Here is an 18,423-nt window from a genome sequence, read left to right on the forward strand (position 1 = left end):
TCGCGCTCTAACTCGCTAGCCGTCCGCCCCTCCCCCGCAGCAAGGCTGCTCCGCACCATGCCCCTCGACCCTTGGACAGCAGGCCGCCACGTCTCAGCACCCACCGCGACCAGGCACGCGCGACCCCCACACCGCGCGGCGACCACGAGCCCCATCCACGACGAATCCGACCAACCACCCGACCGCCCAGACCTCACCTGGGCACTGAAATCAGCCCGACAAGGAGACCAGCACGCATTCAAACTCCTCTACGACGACCTCAACCCCCGCCTCCTGCGCTATCTGCGCGCACTCGTCCGAACCGACGCCGAAGACATCGCCTCAGAAACCTGGCTCCAAATCGGACGCGACCTGCCCACCTTCCACGGCACCTGGCACAAATGGCGCTCCTGGGCCGTCACCATCGCCCGCCACCGCGCCCTCGACCACCTCCGCCACCAACAACGACAACCCCAAACCCACATCCCCTTCCACGAACTCACCGAACACTCCACCCACCACGACACCGAAACCGACGTCCTCAACCGCCTCGCCTGGCAATCGGCATTACTCCTCATCAACACGCTGCCCCGCAGCGAAGCCGAAGCCGTCCTCCTACGCAACGTCCTGGGCTTCAGCACGATCGAAGCCGGCCACATCCTCGGCAAAGAACCCGGCGCCATCCGCACCGCCGCCTACCGCGGACTCCGCAAACTCACCCACCACGCCCAACAAATCGGTCTCACACCGTGACCAGAAAGCACCATCAGGCCCCTACTCTCGACGCGTACCGCAAGACCCTGAACTTCGTCATACTCGCTCGTTGTCTGCTCGGCGGCTCCGAAACGGGCAGCACGGAACGAGATCTAACGGCACGATGGTGGCGCTACCTCCGGACGCCCACTGAAATGGATATCACTGCTCTTTACGAGAGCTTGAACTTCTAAGTCTTCTTCATGGGCGATGGTGTCCTCGGACCGGCGTACCATGTGACTGAACAAAGCTTACCTTTGTCGACGTCCAACAATCCCGCAGGTGACGGTAGTGTGAGCGTGCACGTAGGCATCCGATTCTGCGTACACGCTGGCACTAATCCAATGGGTCCCGCTGCAGGCTATGCGCCAACCGGAATGCGGCGGGGTGCGCCGAGCGGTAAATGGGCAGGCCATGTGCCGTCGGTGCGTGTCTCGGACACAGAATTACCCCATGAGGCTCATCAAGAAGGGTTCAGCGGCACGAGTTCCGTTTCTTCGCTGATGGCCCAGCCCGAGCGGTCACAAACGATTCTCAGGTCGTTGATGTGCAGGAAGAGCGCGATCTCGCCCGGTCCGGCATCCTGCAGGCTGGGGTCGAAGCTGGCGAGAAGCCCAGGGAGGACGGTGAGCAGCCGGTGCTCACGCACGTAGAGATTCTTCGGCTGATCTGGTTTGCGGAGCTTGGCGCTGGTGTGACCGTGACGGCACGTATACCCGGCGCGCCCGTTGACCCAGTGCGAGTCCATCCGCCGCCTGCAGATCCCGCACACCACCAACCCGGCGGAAGCGGTGACCATGGCCCAGACCCTGCGCCCCGACGTCGTGCTCATGGACATCCGGATGCCCCGCGCCGACGGCCTGACGGCCACCGAACGCCTCGCGCGGTCCCCCCGCCCGCCGGCCGTGGTCGTCCTGACCACCTTCGACCTCGACGAGTACGTCCGGGCCGCGCTGGCCCACGGAGCGGTCGGCTTCCTGCTCAAGGACGCCACGGCCGACGACATGATCACCCGCGGTCCGCAGCGCGGCACGCGGCGAGGCGATGCTCTCCCCCAAGGTGACCCGGCGCCTGCTCTAGCACTTCTCCAAGGCGGCATCAGGACGGATCCAGGCCGAACGGCGCCTCAAGGTCCTGACCACCAAGGAGCGCGAAGTGCTCGTCGCGCTCGGCAACGGCTTGTCCAACACCGACATCGCCGCCAGCCTGCACATGAGCGAGGCGACGGCCAAGACCCACGTCAGCCGGATCCTGACCAAGCTGTCCTCACCAACCGCGTCCAAGTCGCCATCCTCGCCCACCAAGCAGGCCTGCTCGACTGACGTCCCGCACGCCCCCTCGCACAACCGAGACGCGTTCACCGACAACAGCTCCCGCGTCCGGCGGGTACTGCGACCGGCTGGTCGCCGAGTTCAGTGGAGCATCCTCCCCCCAATCATCAACCGACAAAGGACTGCCGCTGCGAGGCAGACGATAACGATGCGAAAGAAATCGAAGCTCTTACGCGACGTCGTCGAGTCGCCCGGCACGGCCAGCCTGTTTGACCAACCGTCCCCAGCGCTCACTGCGCCCAAACTGGCTGCCGATCGCCTTCCCCGGCGGCAGGACCCCCGCAGCCGCGCGGTGGGCCACCGCCCACTGCCACGCTCGCCGCTGGATCCCCACATCTCCGACCCTGTCCAAATGAGACGAGGACCGCTGTGACCGCGCGCCATCGACCGCGTCACGTTGTTGGAGCCGCGCTGGAGACTGTCTGAGTTCCGAGACCTGATCGGCAAGAGCCTTCTCCGAGGTCGCAGGCCGGTAGCCTGGACTCCTCAGAGTCTCCTCTGAGGCCGCCGGAGCAGACCGTGGTCCCTTATGAGCCTTCTCAGAAGGGCCATGTGTCGCCGCAAAAATCCTAAGAGCGTTCTCAGAGGTCGTATTTGCCGCTTCGAAGCTAAAGCCGATCTCGGCGTTGTCGCTCTCCATTTTTGGGACGGAGGTGCGCCTGATTTGCCGCATCAGCAGTTCATAGGCACCGATAAGGGCGCAGCTGGGCCAAGCCGCGATGAGTCGGCCCACCACCGATGGTTCAGCGACCGCGACGTTGGCGGCGAGGCTTGCGGCGCTGCCCAGTACCAGCAGCGCCCACGGCAACAGCCCGCTCCGGCGGCCTTGGCGAGAATCGACCAGCAGCGACATTGAGGCCACCGCGATCATCCCGTCCACGCTCACCGGCAGCAGCGCCGCCGTCCACGACGTTTCTCCGTACCGCAGCACCAGGTGGTACATGTGCTTATAGCTGATCACTGCGGCGATTCCGGCCAACACGAGGACGCTGGCCGTGGAGGCCCACCGGATCACCCTGTCCGCGAGGGAAAACTCTGCCCTGGCCACGGCGATCAGTCCTCTGCCTCGTCGACCAGGTCTGCGGTGTTTAGTGGTACTTCACCCAGAGGTAGAGTGATACATGGGGATTTGGTGCGTGTCCGGCCTCGGACACGCACCGACCGCACATGTGGAGGCTCCGGGATCACGCGGGCCTCCACTACGTGATTCTGGGGATAGTAGGTCATCGCCAGGTCCCGCACGCGCGGGGATGGTTCGGCAGGAGCGCCAGGTCGGGGGGCCAGATTGGGCAGTTCGGTGCGGTAGGCGTCCACTTCCTTCGGGCTGAGGAGTTGTTCGACGCTCAGGAACCGCTGGCCTCGAACGGTTCCGGTGTTGCGGCGTCGAGGGGGCCGTCGGCGGCTGTGCCGTAGACGACCGGATCCTGACGGCGAGCAACGCCGCCTCTCCGCATTCTTACGGGTGGGATATGCGTCGGAGGTGGTGGGATGAGCTTGGGCTGGAGGAGGGTGTGCCGGTGGTCAGGGCGCGGTCGTTCGTTGGGTCAGCGCGGCGGTGATTCGGTTGATGTCGCCGCGTTCCGCGGGCGGCAAGGGTGCGCCCACCGAGTCTCTGAGCGCGGCGGCCTCGTCGAGAAGAGCTGTCGCGTCTTCGTAGGCGCCCTCGGCCGCGGCGACTGCGGCCAGCCCTTCTTTGGCCAGGGCGATGGCACGCGAATCGCCGGTTTCGTGCGCTGTGGCGAGACCCTCCAGGTGCAGTGCCCTGGCCGTAGGGAGGTCGCCGCGCAGCTCGGCGATGAAGCCGAGTTCGGCTAGCAGCAGTGTCAATCCGTAGAAGGGGATGCCGTAGTCGGCTTTGAGGCGGCGGTTCCATTCCAGCGACTGCTCGAAATGCCGTGCCGCCTCGTCCAGGTCGCCGGCGCGGCGGGCCGCGAGGCCGAGGCCGACCCGGGCGAATTCCTCCGCGAAGCTGTTGGACTGCTCGGCCGCCAGGCGCATCGCCCGCTCGTGGAGCTCCCGTGATCCGTCCAGGTCCCCGGTCAGGAGGGCGAGGCGGCCGAGGCTGGAGAGGCGGTATGACACGTCGGTCCACAGCCCGAGGTCCTCGGCGATGCGCAGGCCTTCGCGGTGCAGGTGGGCGGCCCGCTCGTAGTCGCCGGTGATCTCGGCGAGGTAGCCGAGCATGTCGGAGGCCTGCAGCCGGCCCCAGCCGTCGCCCAGGTCGGTGAAGATCGCCAGGCTTTCGGTGCCGGAGCGCTCGGCGAGTTCGTGGTCGCCTTGGAAGATCGCCTGTTTGGCGCGGCTCGCCAACGCCGCCGCCTCGCCCCAGCGGTCTCCGGTGGCGCGGAAGGCGGTGAGCGCCTCGGTCAGCAGGTCCGCCGCGGCGGTGGCGTCTCCGAAGCTCAGATGCGCGAAGGCAAGGAACCAGCGCGGCCGAGCGTCGCTGGTGTCCAGTGCGCTTGCTGCGGTACGGCTGCGCTGCAGCAGGTCGCTTCCGTCGCCGGTCAGCATCGCGTACCCGGCCTCCCACGCCGCGAGCCGGGGGGACCGCGCGCCGGGCAGCGCCAGGGCCGCGGCGATGCAGGCGCGGCCCTCTCGGTGCCTGCCGCGGAGTATCCAGTACCACGAAAGGGCGTTGACCAGGCGCAGCGCCAGCGCGGAGTCGGCGGTGTGTGCCAGTACGGCCCGGAGATTGGCGGCCTCGGTGTCCAGGAGGTCCAGCCACCGGCGCTGGTCAGGACCATGGAGGTGCGGGCCGGCTTGCTCGGCCAGTTCGGTGTAGTAGACGTCTCGGCGCTGGAAGGCGGGGTCGTCGCCGGCGAGCCCTTCCAGACAGTAGGCGGCGATCGACTCCAGCAGCCGGTAGCGGATTCCACCGGAGGACTCGACCATCGACCTGGCCACGAGCTGGTCCAGTAGGTCGGCCACGTCCAGGCCGAGGTCTACGGATACGGCCTCGGCCGCCTCCAGCGTGCAGCCGCCCGGGTGGACGGCCAGCCGTAGCAGGACCAGCCGCTGCTGCTCGGTGAGCTGCTCCCAGCTCCAGTCGATCACCGCGCGCAGGGTCTGCTGGCGGGCGGGACGTCCCCGGCCCGAGACGGTGAGCAGGTGGAAGCGGTCGTCCAGCCGGTCGGCCACGCCGCGAACGCCCAGGCTACGTACCCGGGCGGCGGCCAGCTCCAGCGCCAGCGGCAGGCCGTCCAGCCTCCTGCAGATCGCCGCCACCGCGGGTGCGGTCGTCTCGTCCAGGACGAAGCCGGGCGCGGCGGCCGCGGCGCGGGCCGCGAACAGCTGCACGGAGGCCGCCTGCCCCGGGTCCGAGCCGGGCTCGGGCGTCTCTAGCGGTGGTACCGGGTACAGCCTCTCTCCGGGGAGCGCGAGTGACTCCTGGCTGGTCGTCAGCACCCGCAGGTCCGGAGCCGTCCGTAGCAGCAGGTCCACCAGCTCGGCGGCCGGGCCGGCCACGTGCTCGCAGTTGTCCAGCACCAGCAGCAGCCGCCGGCCTCGCAGGGCATGGGCGAGGCGGTGCGCCAGGTCGGCCGGCCGTACGCCGGGGCGCGAGCCCGTCGCCGTGTCGTCGCGGACGTTCAGCTCGGCGGCCACCACTTCGGCCACGCTCGCCGTCGCACCTGACATCCCCGCCAGCTCGACCAGCCATACCCCGTCGGGAAAGGCGTGGGCGGCGCGCTCGGCGACCGCCAGGGCGAGCCTGGTCTTGCCCACACCGCCTGGACCGGTCAGCGTGATCAGCCGCGCCGACCCGAGCAGGGCGCCCGCCTCGGCCACGGCCTGCTCGCGGCCGACCAGTTCGGTGAGCGGGGCGGGGAGGTTCGTGCGCGGGCGCGCGGGGAGGAGAGCGGGGTCCTGGCGCAGCATCGCCTGGTGGAGCGCGGCCAGCTCGGGGCCCGGGTCGAGGCCCAGTTCGTCGGCCAGCCGCTGCCGCAGCTCGTCGTACCCGGCCAGTGCTTCCGTCTGCCGTCCCGACTGGTAGAGCGCCCGCAGATGGACGGCGCGCAGGCGCTCACGCAGCGGATGCGCGGCGACCTGCTCGCCCAGCTCGTCGGCCAGCAGGCTGTGTTCGCCCAGTTCCAGCCGTACCTCGGCCTGCTCCTCCACGGCGGTCAGGCGCTGCTCCTCCAGGCGGGTGGCGGCGTTGCGGACGAACACCTCATCGCGGAAGTCGGCGTAGGCGGGTCCGCGCCACAGCGCCAGCGCGTCCGACAGCAGACCTGCCTTTACCCGGGCGTCGGTGGCCATGCGGGCGCGGTGCAGCAGCTCGGCGAAACGGGCGGCGTCCACGTCCGCGGCGCGCAGAACGTAGCCGGGCGTCTGGAAGACCACCAGCTCGCGGCCTCCCGGCTCCGCCTGTTCCAGGGCGCGGCGAAGCTGGGACACCTTGGTCTGAAGCGTGTTGGCCGGGTTGCCCGGTGGGTCGTCCCCCCACAAGTCCTCGGCCAGGCGGTCGGCGGGCACCGGCCGCCCCTCGTGGACCAGGAGGTCGGCGAGCAACGCCCGGACCTTCACCTCGGGGACCCGTACGGGCCGTCCGTCCTCACTCCACACGCAAAGGGGGCCGAGTACACCGAATCGCACCAGGTCACGGTACCCGCAGCGAAGCCTCAGCCGATCGTGCGCGCCCCCGGCCACAGTGGGTCTCACCACACCGAATGAGGAGCACCGTCATGAACCGTGAGATCCACCTGACCTCTCGTCCCGTCGGCGAGCCGCGCCCGGAAGACTTCGAACTGGTCAGTGCCGCGCTGCCCGAACCTGCCGAGGGCCAGGTCCTGGTCCGCAACACCTGGATGTCGGTCGATCCGTACATGCTCGATCGGATGCGCGAGGAGGAGACCTACCTGCCGCGGTTCCAGCTCGGCGCCCCCATGGAGGGCTCGGCGATCGGCGAGGCCGTGGCCTCGCGGTCGGCGGACGTCCCGGTGGGCGCGGCCGTCGTGCATTTCCTGGGCTGGCGCGAGTACGCCGCGGTGGACGCCGCCGACGTGACCGTCGCCGACCTTTCGCTGGCCCCCGCCGAGGCGTGGCTGGGCGCGCTGGGCACCACCGGGCTGACCGCCTACGCGGCTTTGACCCAGGTGGCCCCCGTTCGGGAGGGCGACGTGGTCTTCGTCTCGGCGGCGGCCGGGGCGGTTGGCAGCATCGCCGGGCAGCTGGCCCGCAAGCTCGGCGCCTCCCGGGTGATCGGCTCCGCAGGAGGTCCGGTGAAGGCGGGGAGGCTCGTGCACGACTTCGGCTATGACGCGGCGATCGACTACCGCGCCGGTTCGCTCGCGAAGCAACTGGCCGACGCCGCTCCCGACGGCATCGACGTCTACGTCGACCATGTCGGCGGGGACCACCTGGTGGCGGCCATCGACGCGTTGCGGCACGGCGGCAGGATCGCGATGGTGGGCGCGATCAGCTCCTACTACGCCACCGAGCCGGTCCCCGGCCCGAGCAACCTGTTCGCCCTGGCCGCCAAGGACGCCACCCTGCGCGGCATGCTGATCAACTCCTATTTCCACCTGTTCCCCGAATGGATCGGGAAGGCGGCCGGCTGGCTGGCAGACGGCTCCCTGCACACCGAGCTGACCGTGGCCGAGGGCATCGACCAGGCGCCCGCCGCGTTCCTGGACATGATGCGCGGCGGCAACGTCGGCAAGATGCTGGTCAAGCTCTGACCCGCCACGTCCCCGGACAACGGAAGATCAAGGGACTAGCCATGTCCACGAAAATGACCACGGCTGAGCGGGAGAGCTTCCTCGCCGGTACGCATATCGGAGTGCTGAGCGTCGCCGGAGCGGACGGACGGCCACCTCTGGCGATACCCATCTGGTACGGCTACCGGCCCGGCGGCGAACTCGCATTCGCCACGAGCCTCCACAGCGCCAAGATGGCTCTGATCCGCGAAGCACGCCAGGTCGGATTCACCGTCCAGCAAGAGGCCATGCCGTACAAGTACGTCTCTGTCGAAGGGACCGTTGTCGGCTGGGAGCCGACCGACGCAGACGAGTATCGCAGCTGGTCGATCCGCTATCTCGGCCCCGAGGCAGGCGAGCGGTTCTTCAACGGCATCACCGAGTACGTGCGGACGATGGTCACGGTGCGTGTGCGCCCCGACCGCTGGCGGACCTACGACTTCGGCAAGGAATTCAGCGGCTAGTGAGGGCCGCTTACCGCATGGCCACGTCGCCGGCTCCACTGCTGTCTTCGCTTCCGACGCCCATCAGTGCCGTCTCCCCCGCGCAGGGGAGACGCTCGCCTCTGCGGCGGGAGGTGTCATCAGGACCGCTTGGCGTACAACTGTACGTCAAGCGGGATCCGGCATGGAAGTGCAGGTCGAGCCTGCAGAGTGCTTGACAGTCGTGACGGGCGCCACTTACCTTCGACCGCACTGCGTACAAGTCGCCGCTATACGACCAGGCGGGACGCGGTGCGGGGCGAACACGGCCCGCGGACGTCGCAGGCGAGGATCCAGGAGGTACGACAGTGGCAGGCTCACGCCGAATCCAAGGTGTCGCCGCAATCGGTGTACTAACACTCGCGCTTAGTGGCTGCGGATCGTCCGATCAACGGTCGTCTGGTCGTGGAGCGGTCACGACGACTGCGGCGCTCGCGGAGTTGGCCGGGACCGGCGCCTACGGGCGGCCGCCGGAGAAGGCTCCGGCCGTCGCGGGCGGCAAGAAGGTCTGGATCGTCTCCTGCGGCCAGAGCGCCATCGGCTGCCAGACCGGGGCCGAGGCCGCGAAGAAGGCGGCCGAGGCGGTGGGATGGACCGCCCAGATATGTGACGGCAAGCTCAATGCGGGCGGCGCGTTCGCCGGGTGTGTCCGCCAGGGGATCGCGGCGAAGGTCGACGCGATCGTGACCGAGGCGATCGACTGCGTGGCCGTCAAGGAACCGCTGGGCGAGGCGAAGGCCGCCAAGATCACGACCATCAATTTCTGGGGCTTCGACTGCGACACCGGGGAGAGCGCCACGGGCGAGAAGCTGTTCACCGAGTCGGTCGTCCCCTCCGCGAAGTACCGGACCAACGAGGCGTATCAGCAGGCGATCGGTGCGGCGCGGGCCGAGTGGGTCAAGGCACGCTCCGGCGGCACGGCCAAAGTGATCGAGCTGCACTTCACGGGGACCAACATCGGTGCCGCCCTGCACGAGGGATTCCGGCGGGGAATGAAAGAGTGCGCGTCCTGCGAGGTCGAGACGGTCGAGGTGACGCACCAGTCCTTTGGCAACACCCGGCAGATCATCGAGTCGGCGCTGCTGAAGAATCCGCAGGCGAACTGGGTGGCGGTACCGCTGGACTCGCTGGTGCTCGCGGGCGCGGGCCAGGCAGTCGCCGGTTCGCCGCGCCGGGCGGACGTGAAGCTGATCGGCGGCGAGGGGCTGCCGCCGAACCTCGGCCTGATCCGGCAGAACCAGGGGCAGAGCGCCGCGATCGGGCAGCCGATCGACTGGTACGGATGGGCGTCGATCGACACCCTCATCCGGGCCTTCGCCGGTGAGCCCGCCGCACCGTCCGGCATGGGCTTCCAGGTCATCGACTCCGAGGTGAACCTGCCGGGCTCGGGCCCGTACCGGGCACCCGTCGACTTCATGTCGGCCTACCGGCGGGCATGGGGACTGTGACCACCGCAAGGCCCGGCGGCCCCGCGGCCTCGGCCCCGGTGGCCGGACACCCTGCGGCGCTCGCGGTGTCGGGCGTGAACAAGTCGTACGGACCGGCCTCGGTGCTGCGGGGCGTGTCGTTCGAACTCACCCGAGGCCACATCCACGCGCTCGCCGGCGGCAACGGCTCGGGGAAGTCGACCCTGATCAAGGTCCTCGCCGGGATCGAACGCGCTGACAGCGGCGTGCTCAGCCGCCCCGGGCATGGGGGGACGGACCTGTCCGGGTTCACTCCGGCCCACGCCCGGGAGGCCGGGCTGCGGTTCGTGCACCAGGACCTCGGGCTCCTTCCCGACATGACCGTCGCCGAGAACTTCGCCTTCACCCGGGGCTTTCCGACGGGCGGTGGCCGCCGGATCGCGTGGCGGAGGCTGCACGAGACCACGGAGTCGCTGCTGGGACGGTTCGAACTCGACGTCAGTCCCACGGCGGTCGTCCGCGCCCTGCGTCCCGCGGACCGCGCGATGGTCGCGATCGCGCGCGCCCTGGCCGATGACGGCCCGGAGCAGGTACTGGTCCTCGACGAACCGACCGCGAGCCTTCCGCACCACGAGGTCGACATCCTTCTCGAAGGGCTCTCCAGGCGCGCACGGCAAGGGCAGACCATCCTGTACGTCAGCCACCGGCTCGACGAGGTGCTCTCCCTGGCCGACTCCGTCACCGTCCTCCGCGACGGCGCGGTCGCGGCCAACCGCAGCGCCCAAGGGTTGGACCAGCTTCAGCTCGCCGAGCTCATGGCCGGCCGTTCCCTCGGCACGCTTTACGGCGACGAAAGGCCCGCGCCCTCGGCGGCCGGGCCGCGCCCGGCCGGCGGCCCGGCTCCCGTGCTCGAAGTGCGGGGGTTGTCAGCCGGCGGGATCAGCGGCATCGACCTGGACATCCGGGCCGGGGAGATCGTCGGCCTCGCCGGCCTGCTCGGATCCGGCCGGTCGACGCTGCTGAGGACGATCTTCGGCGCGATCCGCCCGACGTCCGGGACGCTGACGTTCGAGGGCGAGGCGATCGCGGCACCGTCGATCAAGGCGGCCATGCGCCGCGGGATCGCCCTCGTCCCCGAGGACCGGCTCGCGGACGCCCTCTTCCACGAGTCGTCGGTCGCCCAGAACATCACCGTCGCCACGCTGGCGCGCTACGTGCGCTGGACGCGGCTCGTCCGCTCGCGCGAGCGGGACACGGCCGCCGGCGTCATCGGCGACCTGCGGATCAGGACCGCGGGGCCGGACCAGACGGTGACCCGGCTGTCGGGCGGCAACCAGCAGAAGGTCGTCGTCGCCCGCTGGCTGCAGCGCGCCCCGCGCCTTCTGCTCCTGGACGAGCCGACCCAGGGCGTGGACGTCATGTCCCGCGCCGACATCTACGAGCGGGTCCGCGCGGTCGCCGCCGCCGGCACGTCCGTGCTCGTCGCCTCGTCCGACGTCGAGGAGCTGGCCCACCTCTGCGACCGGGTGGTGGTCCTCAGGGCGGGACGCGTGACGGCGGAGCTCTCCGGAGAGGCGGTCTCCGTCCGGGAGATCGTCAGGTACTCGTACGCGGACCAGGAGGAATCATGAGCGGGACCCGTCTGCGCGAACCGGCGCGGGAATCGGCGGAGGCCCGGCCGCCCGCCGCACGGACCGGACGCCTCAGCGCGTACGGGGAGCGGTACGGCCTGGTGCTTCTGCTCGCCGGAGTCATCGCCTTCTTCAGCGTCCTGCCCGCGAGCTCGACGGCGTTCACCAGCACCGCCAACGTCCAGTCGGTGCTCGCGAGCATCGCCGTGGTCTCCGTGCTCGCCGTCGCCGCGGTCTTCCCGCTCGCGTGCGGCCAGTTCGACTTCTCCGTCGCGGCCACGTCGCTGGTGTCGTCGATCGTCTGTGCCGCGACGATGTCGAACCACGACGCCCCGCTGCCGCTCGCGGTCCTGTGCGGTGTGGGCGCCGGCGTGCTGGTCGGCCTGGTCAACGCCACGCTCGTCGCCCTCCTGCGGCTGAACGCGTTCGTCATCACGATCGGTACCGCCACGCTTCTCCCAGGCCTGGTGCAGTGGTACACGCAGGGCGTCGATCTCGTCCGCGGGATCTCGCAGCCGCTGCGGGACTTCGGGTCGCTGACGTGGCTCGGACTTCCCCGCGTCGTCTGGCTGGTGGCGCTCATCACCGCCGTCTGCTGGTTCACCCTGGCCCACACCGCCTTCGGCCGGCGGCTCTACGCGGTCGGGAGCAACGCCTCCGCCGCGCGGCTGGTCGGCATCCCGGTCACCGCGCTGACCTTCGGCGCACTGGTGACGTCGGGCGGTCTCGCGGGTGTCGCCGGCGTGATCCTCACCGCCCGGAACGGCGGCGGGCTCGTGGACAGCGGCGCCGATCTCCTGTTCCCGGCGCTCGCGGCCGTCTTCCTGGGCGCCACGGCGATCGATCCCGGCCGCTACAACGTGCTGGGCGCGGTGGTCGGCACGCTGTTCGTCGCCGTGTCGGTCAGCGGCCTGACGCTCGCGGGCGCCGCGGAGTGGGTCCCCGCCGTGTTCAACGGCGCGGCTCTGATCATCGCGGTCGCCGTCTCCACCCTGCTGGCGCGCTGGCGCGGTGGCCCGCTCGCGGGCGCCCGCCAGGGCAACCGGTAGACGGCGGGCCCGGTGGTTCAGGACCGTGGCGCTGGACGCTCGCCGTTCCAGGCGGCGTGGAGCAGGCGCGTCACGCCGTCGCGGGTGACGGGCGCGGGGTTCGCGTACGGGGCGTTCAGGACCTGCTCGCGGACGGGGTCGATGTCGCGCTCGGCCATGCCGAGTTCGCGCAGCGATCGGGGCGCCTCCAGGGAGGCCGCCAGATCCCAGAGGCGGCCGGCGGGGTCGCCGGAGTCCAGTGCCCGTGCCAGGGCCGCGGTCGCTTCGGGGGCGGCGGGCTGGTTGTAGGCGAGCGCGTGCGGCAGGACCACGGTGTGGGTCGCGGCGTGCGGGAGGTCGAGCGTCCCGCCGAGGGCGTGGCAGAGCTTGTGGTGCAGGGACATGGTCGTGGCGCCGAGGGTCGCGCCGCACAGCCAGGACGCGTACAGCGCCGTGGTGCGGGCGCCGAGGTCGCTGCCGTCTGCGAACACGGCGGGGAGCGCCTCGGTCATCGCGCGCACGCCCTCCTGGGCCATCAGCGAGACGACCGGGGAGCGGTCGGGCGCGTACAGCGCCTCGACCGCGTGGGCGACGGCGTTGAATCCGCTGGTCACCGACATGCCGACCGGGAGCCCGAGGGTGAGTTCCGGGTCGTACAGGACGCTCGCGGGCAGCACCCGCGGGTCCTTGCCGGTCCGCTTGAGGCCGTTCTCCGTGAGGCCCCACACGGTGGTCATCTCCGAGCCCGCGTAGGTCGTGGGGACGGCGATCACCGGCAGGTCGTGCTCCAGCGCGATGGCCTTCCCCAGGCCGATGGCCGATCCGCCGCCGACGGCCACGCAGGCGTCGGCGCCGAGTTCGGCGGCGCGGGCGCGGGCGTGCCGCGCGACCTCGATCGGGACGTGCATGCGCGCTTCGGCGAGCACCCCCGCCGAGCGCTCGCCCAGCGCGTCCCCGATGGTCTCGCCGGTCGCGCGCTGCTCGGGCGAGCAGAGCACGAGGGCGCGGCGCGCGCCCAGCCGGGCGACCTCCTCGGGGAGGGACGCGACGACGCCGGACCCGAAGCGCACGCGCATCGGGAGCGCGTCGTAGGAGAAGGAGGTCTGGACCATGCTCACGCTTCCCGCTCGGCTGTGTCGGTTTCGGGGTCGGTGTCGGGTCGCAAAACGACGTCGAAGTTCACCGTGCGGAACGGGTTGGGCAGTCCGGCCGCGGCCGCGCGCTCGGGGTCGTCGACCTCGGGGAACTCGCGCACCAGGCTGGGCTTGACCCCGAACACGGCGTCGGAGTCGATGTACGGCGTCCCGGCGACGAACAGGTGGGTGGTCACGGTGCGGTAGCCGGGCGCGGACACCTCGAAGTGGATGTGCGCGGGCCGGTTCGGATGCCGGGACGTCGCCTCCAGCAGCCGCCCGACCGGGCCGTCCTGCGGGATCGGGTAATGGCGGGGGACGATCGAGCGGAACCAGAACCGCCCCTCGCCGTCCGCGGTGAACAGCCCGCGCAGGTTCAGGTCCGGCTGGACGCCGGGTTGCTGCACGTCGTAGAAGCCCTCGTCGTTGGCCTGCCACACGTCGACCGTCGCCGCCGGGACGGGCCGTCCGTCCGGGCCCGCCACGCTGCCGGTGACCAGGCACGGGGTGCCCTTTCCGTCCTCGGCGATGTCGGCGCCCAGCTCCCGGGGCGGGGAGGCGACCATGTGGAAGGGCCCTTCCACCGTGGACTCGGTGAGCCCGTCACCGGCCCGGTTGTTGAGGGTCTCGACCAGCATCGAGGCGCCCAGGACGTCGGAGAGCAGGATGAACTCCTGCCGGGTGCTCGTGCACGCCTGCCCGGTCGCGGTGAGGAACTCGATCGCCGCCGCCCATTCCCGCTCGGTGAGCTCGACGTCCTTGACGAAGCCGTGCAGGTGCCGCACGAGCGAGGTGAGGATCCGCCGCAGGCGCGGGTCGGGCGTCCCGGCGAAGCTCGCGGCGACCACCTCGGCGGACCGTTCCTCGCTGAACAGCTGGGCCGGGTCCGGTGGAGTGTGCGAATCCATCATCGTCTTCCGTGTTTCTCGCCGGTCACGTGGCGCGCAGGGCGCGCTGCGGCGCGGCGTGGATGAGTTCGTAGTCGCGTCCGATCGCGCCGGTCGTCTGGAGCAGGAGGGGCAGCAGGTCGTCGATCAGCTCGCGGTGGCCGACCTCGGCGGCGATCGCCGTGACGTTGACCGCGGCGACCGTCCGGCCGTCGCCGTCGCGCAGGGGCGCGGCGACGGAGCGGATTCCGGGCGCCACCTCGCCCTCGGTCGAGGCCCAGCCGCGGGCGCGCACCTCCCGTAGCTCGGCCTCGATCTCGTCGATCGGCTTGGGCCGGTGGGGTTTGATCGGGGATCGCGTCTCCGCGCGCAGTGCCGTGTGCAGGGCGTCGGGGTCCAGGGAGGCGAGGAGGACCTTGCCGAGTGCGGTGCTGGCGGCGGGGAGGCGCATGCCCACCTTGACGTTGACGGCCACCACCTTGGGGACCTCGACGCGGGCGGTGTAGACGATGTCCGAGTCGTCCAGCTCGGCCACGGAGGCGGCCTGGCCGGTCCGCTCGACGAGGTCGCGCAGGTGCGGAAGCGCGACCTCCCACAGGCCGCTGGACAGCGTGTAGGCCACGCCCAGTTCCAGAACGCGGGGGGTGAGGACGACCCCTTCGGGCGTCGAGCGCGCGTACCCGAGGTGTTCGAGCGTGAGCACGATCCGGCGGGCGGTCGGCCGGGCCAGCCCAGTCGCGGCCGCGATCTCGGTCAGGGACATCGGCACTCGGTGCGAGCCGAAGCATCTGATCACGTCGAGACCGCGGGCCAGGGCCTCGATGAAGTCCGGGCCGGCGTCGTCGCGCGGCATGTGGCTCCCCTCTCCGGTGGCCGATCGCCACTCGCCAGTCTTGTCCGGCCAAGAGTACGGGGTGCGACCGCTCCTCGGTCAAGTGCCCGCCTGCTTGGTTTCCCCCTTGTTCACGTCGTCCTCGCAGGACAAGTGAGGGGTGCAATGAATGGACTCTTCTCTTGACAGCGGCGGTCACGCGTCCCATGCTGCTGAGACGCAGCAGGATTGACCGGCTGACGGTCACTTTACCGTCTAACGGTCACTTCAGTGGAGGCAACACATGTCGAACAGCGCCACGTCCGCCGATGTCGTCGTCATCGGCGGCGGACCCGCCGGCCTGACGGTCGCCGCAGAGGCGGCGCGCGCCGGGGCCCGGGTCGTCGTGTTGGAGCGCCGCACGGAGGACACCCACTCACGGGCCGGAGTGATCCAGCCGCGCGTGCTGGAGCTGTTCGACGTCCGCGGCCTCATGGACCGGTTCCGCGCCGCGGCCGAACGGTGGCGGCCCGACTTCGAGGTACCGCGCTACATCTACGCCGGCCTGATCGGGCTGCGCTACGACCAGCTCGACAGCAAGTTCCCCTACGCGCTGATCCTGCCGCAGATGACCACCGAGCACCTGCTCGCGGAATGGGCCGTCGAACAGGGCGCCGACCTGCGCCGCGGGCTCACCTACCTCGGCCACGCCGAAACCGCGGGCGGGGTCACGGTCACCGCCCGGGACTCCGCGGGCGACGCGCTCGAATTCAGCGCTTCCTACCTGGTGGGCGCAGACGGCGCGCGCAGCCTCGTCCGCGAGGTGACCGGCATCCCGTTCGACGGCCACCCGACGCGGATGACCGCCGTGGCCGTGGACGCCCATCTGTCCTTCCCCTGGCAGGCGTCGATGCAGATGAAACGCAACGAGCACGGCTGGGTGCTGTCCTACCCCTTCGGCCGGGGCATCACCCGGTTCATCATCGTCGCCGAACGCCGCCGCCACGTGCCCAAGCACGAGCCGGTGACCATGGACGAGGTCCGGGAATCGCTGCGGCTGATCTTCGGGGACGACTTCGGGGTGACGTCGGCGCAGTGGCTGTCGCGCTACGGCGACGCGCACCGGATGGTCCCCGAGTTCCGCCGCGGGCGGGTGCTGCTCGCCGGGGAGGCGACCCGCGTGCACTACCCCGCCAGCGGCATCGGGATGAACTACTGCATCCAGGACGCCTTCAACCTCGGCTGGAAACTCGGCTGGGTCGCGTCCGGCCGCGCCCCCGACGCGCTGCTCGACAGCTACCACGAGGAGCGGCACCCGGTGCTCAAGGCGCTCATGGACGACGTCGCGGCGCAGTGCGGGCTGCATTTCGACTTCTCCCACGCGGGCCTGGCCCTCAAGGACTTCGTCGAGCGGGAGCTCGTGCCGATCCCGGAGGTCAACGCGATCCTCCGCGACCGGCTGAGCGGCTTCGGCACCTCCTACCACCACGACTCCGACCCCCATGACGCGGACGGCACCCGGGTGAGCGACTTCCCCGTCGACACCGCCGGCGCCCCGTCCACCTCGTCCTACACCCGGGTCGCCAAGGACGCCGGCTTCGTGCTGGCCGACGCCGCCGGCCCCGCGGGCGCCCCCCGGACACTGCCCGACGTGATCACTGCGGTGACGGCCCCTGCCGCCGCGCTGGCGGAGCGGTTCGGCGGCGCCGTGGCGGTGCTGATCCGCCCCGACGCCTACGTGGCGCGCGCCTGGGCGGCGCGGCCCACCGACGAGCAGGTCACCGCCGCCTACCGGGCCGCGACGCGGCAGGAGGCGGGCGAACCGGTCCAGGCGGACGACTTGATGCGGGCGGGCGAGCCGGTGGGGGCGGGCGCGGACGCCGCCGGGCAGCCCGGACACGCGTGAGACAGGGAGTGGACATGACCGACCGCGCGCCACGGCGCATTCTCATCGACAACGGCTGGGTCGTCACCGGCGACCCGGCGCTCGGCACGCTCACCGGCTGCGACGTCCTGATCGAGGACGGCCGGATCACCGCCGTCGGGCCGGGCCTGCCGGGCGACGGCGCCGAGGTGATCGACGCCCGCGACATGATCGTCCTTCCCGGGCTCGTCGACGCCCACAAGCACACCTGGCAGTCCGCCGTCCGGCACCGGTGCACCGAGCTCGACCTGCGGACCTACTTCGGGGAGATGTTCGGCAGGCTCGGGCCGCTGTACCGCCCCGAGGACGTGTACGCCGGGAACCTGCTCGGCGCGCTGTCCGCCCTCGACGCGGGCACCACCACGCTGATGGACTGGTCGCACGTCCAGAACTCGCCCGAGCACAGCGACCAGGCCATCGCGGCGCTGCGCGACAGCGGAATCCGCGCGATCTTCGGGCACGGCTGGCCGCTGGTCGACCTTCCGGCGTGGATCGCCGGCAGCGACCGGCCGCACACCGACGACGTCCGGCGCATCCGCCGCGAGCTGCTGCCGGACGACGACGCCCTGGTCACGCTGCACCTTGCCGGGCGCGGCCCGGAGCTGTCCACGCTGGAGGCGACCCGCGCCGACCTCGACATGGCTCGTGACCTCGGGATACGCACGTCCATCCACATGGGCTGCGGCCCCGAGTACGGCGCGATGGCCGCGATCGCGCAGCTGGGACGCGCCGGGCTGCTCGGCCCGGACCTGAGCTTCGTGCACTGCAGCGAGTCCGCCGACGACGAGTTCGCGATGATGGCCGACCACGGCGCGACGATCGTGCTCGCGCCGCAGCACGAGCAGGCCCTTCCCGGCATCGGACACACCCCGATCGACCGCGTGCGGGCGTTCGGGATCACGGCCGGGCTGAGCACCGACACCGAGACCGCCGGGGCCGCCGACCTGTTCACCCAGATGCGGGCGGGGCTGGCCGCGCACCGCAGCCAGCTCGCCGAGGGACGCACCCGATTCGCCGCCAAGCTCGACCCGTTCAGCGTCGCCGAGGTCTTCGCGATGGCCACCCAGGGCGGCGCCGACGCGCTCGGGCTCGGCGACCGGATCGGCAGCCTCAGCCCCGGGAAGCGCGCCGACGTCGTCCTCGTCCGCGCGACCGACCCCAACCTCTTCCCGGTCACCGACCCGGTGGCCGCGCTGGTCTGCTCCGCGCACCCGGGCAACGTCGACACCGTCCTGGTCGACGGCGTCGTCCGCAAGCGAGCCGGTGCGCTCGCCGGCGCGGGAGCGGGCGCGGGCTCCATCGACCGCGCCAGGGAACTCGCGCTGGCCTCCCACCGCCGCCTTCTCGGCGGCTGACACCACG

General features: G+C 70.8%; 14 protein-coding genes and 2 pseudogenes. 10 read left to right on the plus strand and 6 right to left on the minus strand.

Features of this window, described 5'->3' with window-relative positions; translation table 11 throughout:
* Positions 1–57: 57 nt before the first annotated feature.
* Complete coding sequence (locus ACH34S_RS25205; RefSeq protein ID WP_395955253.1) at positions 58–732, plus strand: RNA polymerase sigma factor; 675 nt, start codon at positions 58–60, stop codon at positions 730–732.
* Positions 733–1,195: 463 nt separating this feature from the next.
* Here ACH34S_RS25205 and ACH34S_RS25210 read toward each other — a convergent pair whose 3' ends face one another.
* A complete protein-coding gene (locus ACH34S_RS25210) occupies positions 1,196–1,531 on the minus strand; it encodes a zinc ribbon domain-containing protein (RefSeq protein WP_395955254.1) in 336 nt (111 codons plus the stop codon).
* Here ACH34S_RS25210 and ACH34S_RS25215 point away from each other — a divergent pair.
* Together ACH34S_RS25215 and ACH34S_RS25220 are read left to right on the plus strand one after the other, a co-directional pair.
* Positions 1,530–1,685: pseudogene (locus tag ACH34S_RS25215) on the plus strand (response regulator); the annotation flags it as partial. The gene ACH34S_RS25210 and the pseudogene ACH34S_RS25215 sit on opposite strands and share 2 nt — an antisense overlap.
* Positions 1,686–1,887: 202 nt before the next feature.
* Positions 1,888–1,938: pseudogene (locus tag ACH34S_RS25220) on the plus strand (hypothetical protein); the annotation flags it as partial.
* A gap of 294 nt (positions 1,939–2,232) precedes the next feature.
* Here ACH34S_RS25220 and ACH34S_RS25225 read toward each other — a convergent pair.
* Positions 2,233–3,111, minus strand: coding sequence for a DUF2637 domain-containing protein (locus ACH34S_RS25225; protein WP_395955255.1), 879 nt, complete (start codon positions 3,109–3,111; stop codon positions 2,233–2,235).
* A gap of 473 nt (positions 3,112–3,584) precedes the next feature.
* On the minus strand, positions 3,585–6,656 hold the full coding sequence (locus tag ACH34S_RS25230; RefSeq protein WP_395955256.1) for a BTAD domain-containing putative transcriptional regulator: 3,072 nt from the start codon (positions 6,654–6,656) through the stop codon (positions 3,585–3,587).
* A gap of 89 nt (positions 6,657–6,745) precedes the next feature.
* On the opposite strand from ACH34S_RS25230, the gene ACH34S_RS25235 reads away from it, so the two are divergent.
* The 5 genes from ACH34S_RS25235 (at position 6,746) to ACH34S_RS25255 (ending at position 12,327) form a co-directional block, all read left to right on the plus strand.
* Positions 6,746–7,741, plus strand: coding sequence for an NADP-dependent oxidoreductase (locus ACH34S_RS25235; protein WP_395955257.1), 996 nt, complete (start codon positions 6,746–6,748; stop codon positions 7,739–7,741).
* Positions 7,742–7,782: 41 nt separating this feature from the next.
* Positions 7,783–8,223: a pyridoxamine 5'-phosphate oxidase family protein gene (locus ACH34S_RS25240; RefSeq protein ID WP_395955258.1), complete on the plus strand. Its 441-nt coding sequence runs from the start codon at positions 7,783–7,785 to the stop codon at positions 8,221–8,223.
* A 458-nt stretch (positions 8,224–8,681) separates the two neighbouring features.
* Positions 8,682–9,689 carry a sugar ABC transporter substrate-binding protein gene (locus ACH34S_RS25245; protein ID WP_395955259.1) on the plus strand — a complete coding sequence of 336 codons (1,008 nt, stop codon included), beginning with the start codon at positions 8,682–8,684 and terminating at the stop codon, positions 9,687–9,689.
* On the plus strand, positions 9,686–11,278 hold the full coding sequence (locus ACH34S_RS25250) for a sugar ABC transporter ATP-binding protein (protein ID WP_395955260.1): 1,593 nt from the start codon (positions 9,686–9,688) through the stop codon (positions 11,276–11,278). Before ACH34S_RS25245 ends, ACH34S_RS25250 begins: the two co-directional genes overlap by 4 nt.
* Complete coding sequence (locus tag ACH34S_RS25255) at positions 11,275–12,327, plus strand: ABC transporter permease (RefSeq protein ID WP_395955261.1); 1,053 nt, start codon at positions 11,275–11,277, stop codon at positions 12,325–12,327. Before ACH34S_RS25250 ends, ACH34S_RS25255 begins: the two co-directional genes overlap by 4 nt.
* Positions 12,328–12,344: 17 nt before the next feature.
* Here the strand turns inward: ACH34S_RS25255 and ACH34S_RS25260 are convergent, their stop codons facing one another.
* From ACH34S_RS25260 to ACH34S_RS25270, 3 genes are read right to left on the minus strand one after another with little or no spacing between them, the layout of a single operon-like run.
* A complete protein-coding gene (locus ACH34S_RS25260) occupies positions 12,345–13,418 on the minus strand; it encodes a maleylacetate reductase (protein ID WP_395955262.1) in 1,074 nt (357 codons plus the stop codon).
* A 2-nt stretch (positions 13,419–13,420) separates the two neighbouring features.
* Positions 13,421–14,350 (minus strand): dioxygenase, encoded by a 930-nt coding sequence (locus ACH34S_RS25265; protein WP_395955263.1) that lies wholly within the window; start codon positions 14,348–14,350, stop codon positions 13,421–13,423.
* Between the two features lie 22 nt (positions 14,351–14,372).
* Positions 14,373–15,179: an IclR family transcriptional regulator C-terminal domain-containing protein gene (locus ACH34S_RS25270; RefSeq protein WP_395955264.1), complete on the minus strand. Its 807-nt coding sequence runs from the start codon at positions 15,177–15,179 to the stop codon at positions 14,373–14,375.
* A 262-nt stretch (positions 15,180–15,441) separates the two neighbouring features.
* Here ACH34S_RS25270 and ACH34S_RS25275 point away from each other — a divergent pair, with 262 nt between their 5' ends.
* Together ACH34S_RS25275 and ACH34S_RS25280 are read left to right on the plus strand one after the other, a co-directional pair.
* A complete protein-coding gene (locus tag ACH34S_RS25275) occupies positions 15,442–17,043 on the plus strand; it encodes an FAD-dependent oxidoreductase (RefSeq protein WP_395955265.1) in 1,602 nt (533 codons plus the stop codon).
* A 14-nt stretch (positions 17,044–17,057) separates the two neighbouring features.
* Positions 17,058–18,416 (plus strand): amidohydrolase family protein, encoded by a 1,359-nt coding sequence (locus ACH34S_RS25280; protein WP_395955266.1) that lies wholly within the window; start codon positions 17,058–17,060, stop codon positions 18,414–18,416.
* Positions 18,417–18,423 lie beyond the last annotated feature (7 nt).

The sequence above is a fragment of the Actinomadura sp. 3N508 genome (genome assembly GCF_044326375.1).
Classification (GTDB): Bacteria; Actinomycetota; Actinomycetes; order Streptosporangiales; family Streptosporangiaceae; genus Spirillospora.

Excerpts from the sequence above, each read along its gene's own strand:
- ACH34S_RS25205 (WP_395955253.1), top strand. The coding sequence starts at position 58 with ATGCCCCTCGACCCTTGGACAGCAGGCCGCCACGTCTCAGCACCCACC.
- ACH34S_RS25210 (WP_395955254.1), bottom strand. The coding sequence starts at position 1,531 with ATGGTCACCGCTTCCGCCGGGTTGGTGGTGTGCGGGATCTGCAGGCGG.
- ACH34S_RS25235 (WP_395955257.1), top strand. The coding sequence starts at position 6,746 with ATGAACCGTGAGATCCACCTGACCTCTCGTCCCGTCGGCGAGCCGCGC.
- ACH34S_RS25240 (WP_395955258.1), top strand. The coding sequence starts at position 7,783 with ATGTCCACGAAAATGACCACGGCTGAGCGGGAGAGCTTCCTCGCCGGT.
- ACH34S_RS25255 (WP_395955261.1), top strand. The coding sequence starts at position 11,275 with ATGAGCGGGACCCGTCTGCGCGAACCGGCGCGGGAATCGGCGGAGGCC.
- ACH34S_RS25260 (WP_395955262.1), bottom strand. The coding sequence starts at position 13,418 with ATGGTCCAGACCTCCTTCTCCTACGACGCGCTCCCGATGCGCGTGCGC.
- ACH34S_RS25265 (WP_395955263.1), bottom strand. The coding sequence starts at position 14,350 with ATGATGGATTCGCACACTCCACCGGACCCGGCCCAGCTGTTCAGCGAG.
- ACH34S_RS25270 (WP_395955264.1), bottom strand. The coding sequence starts at position 15,179 with ATGCCGCGCGACGACGCCGGCCCGGACTTCATCGAGGCCCTGGCCCGC.
- ACH34S_RS25275 (WP_395955265.1), top strand. The coding sequence starts at position 15,442 with ATGTCGAACAGCGCCACGTCCGCCGATGTCGTCGTCATCGGCGGCGGA.
- ACH34S_RS25280 (WP_395955266.1), top strand. The coding sequence starts at position 17,058 with ATGACCGACCGCGCGCCACGGCGCATTCTCATCGACAACGGCTGGGTC.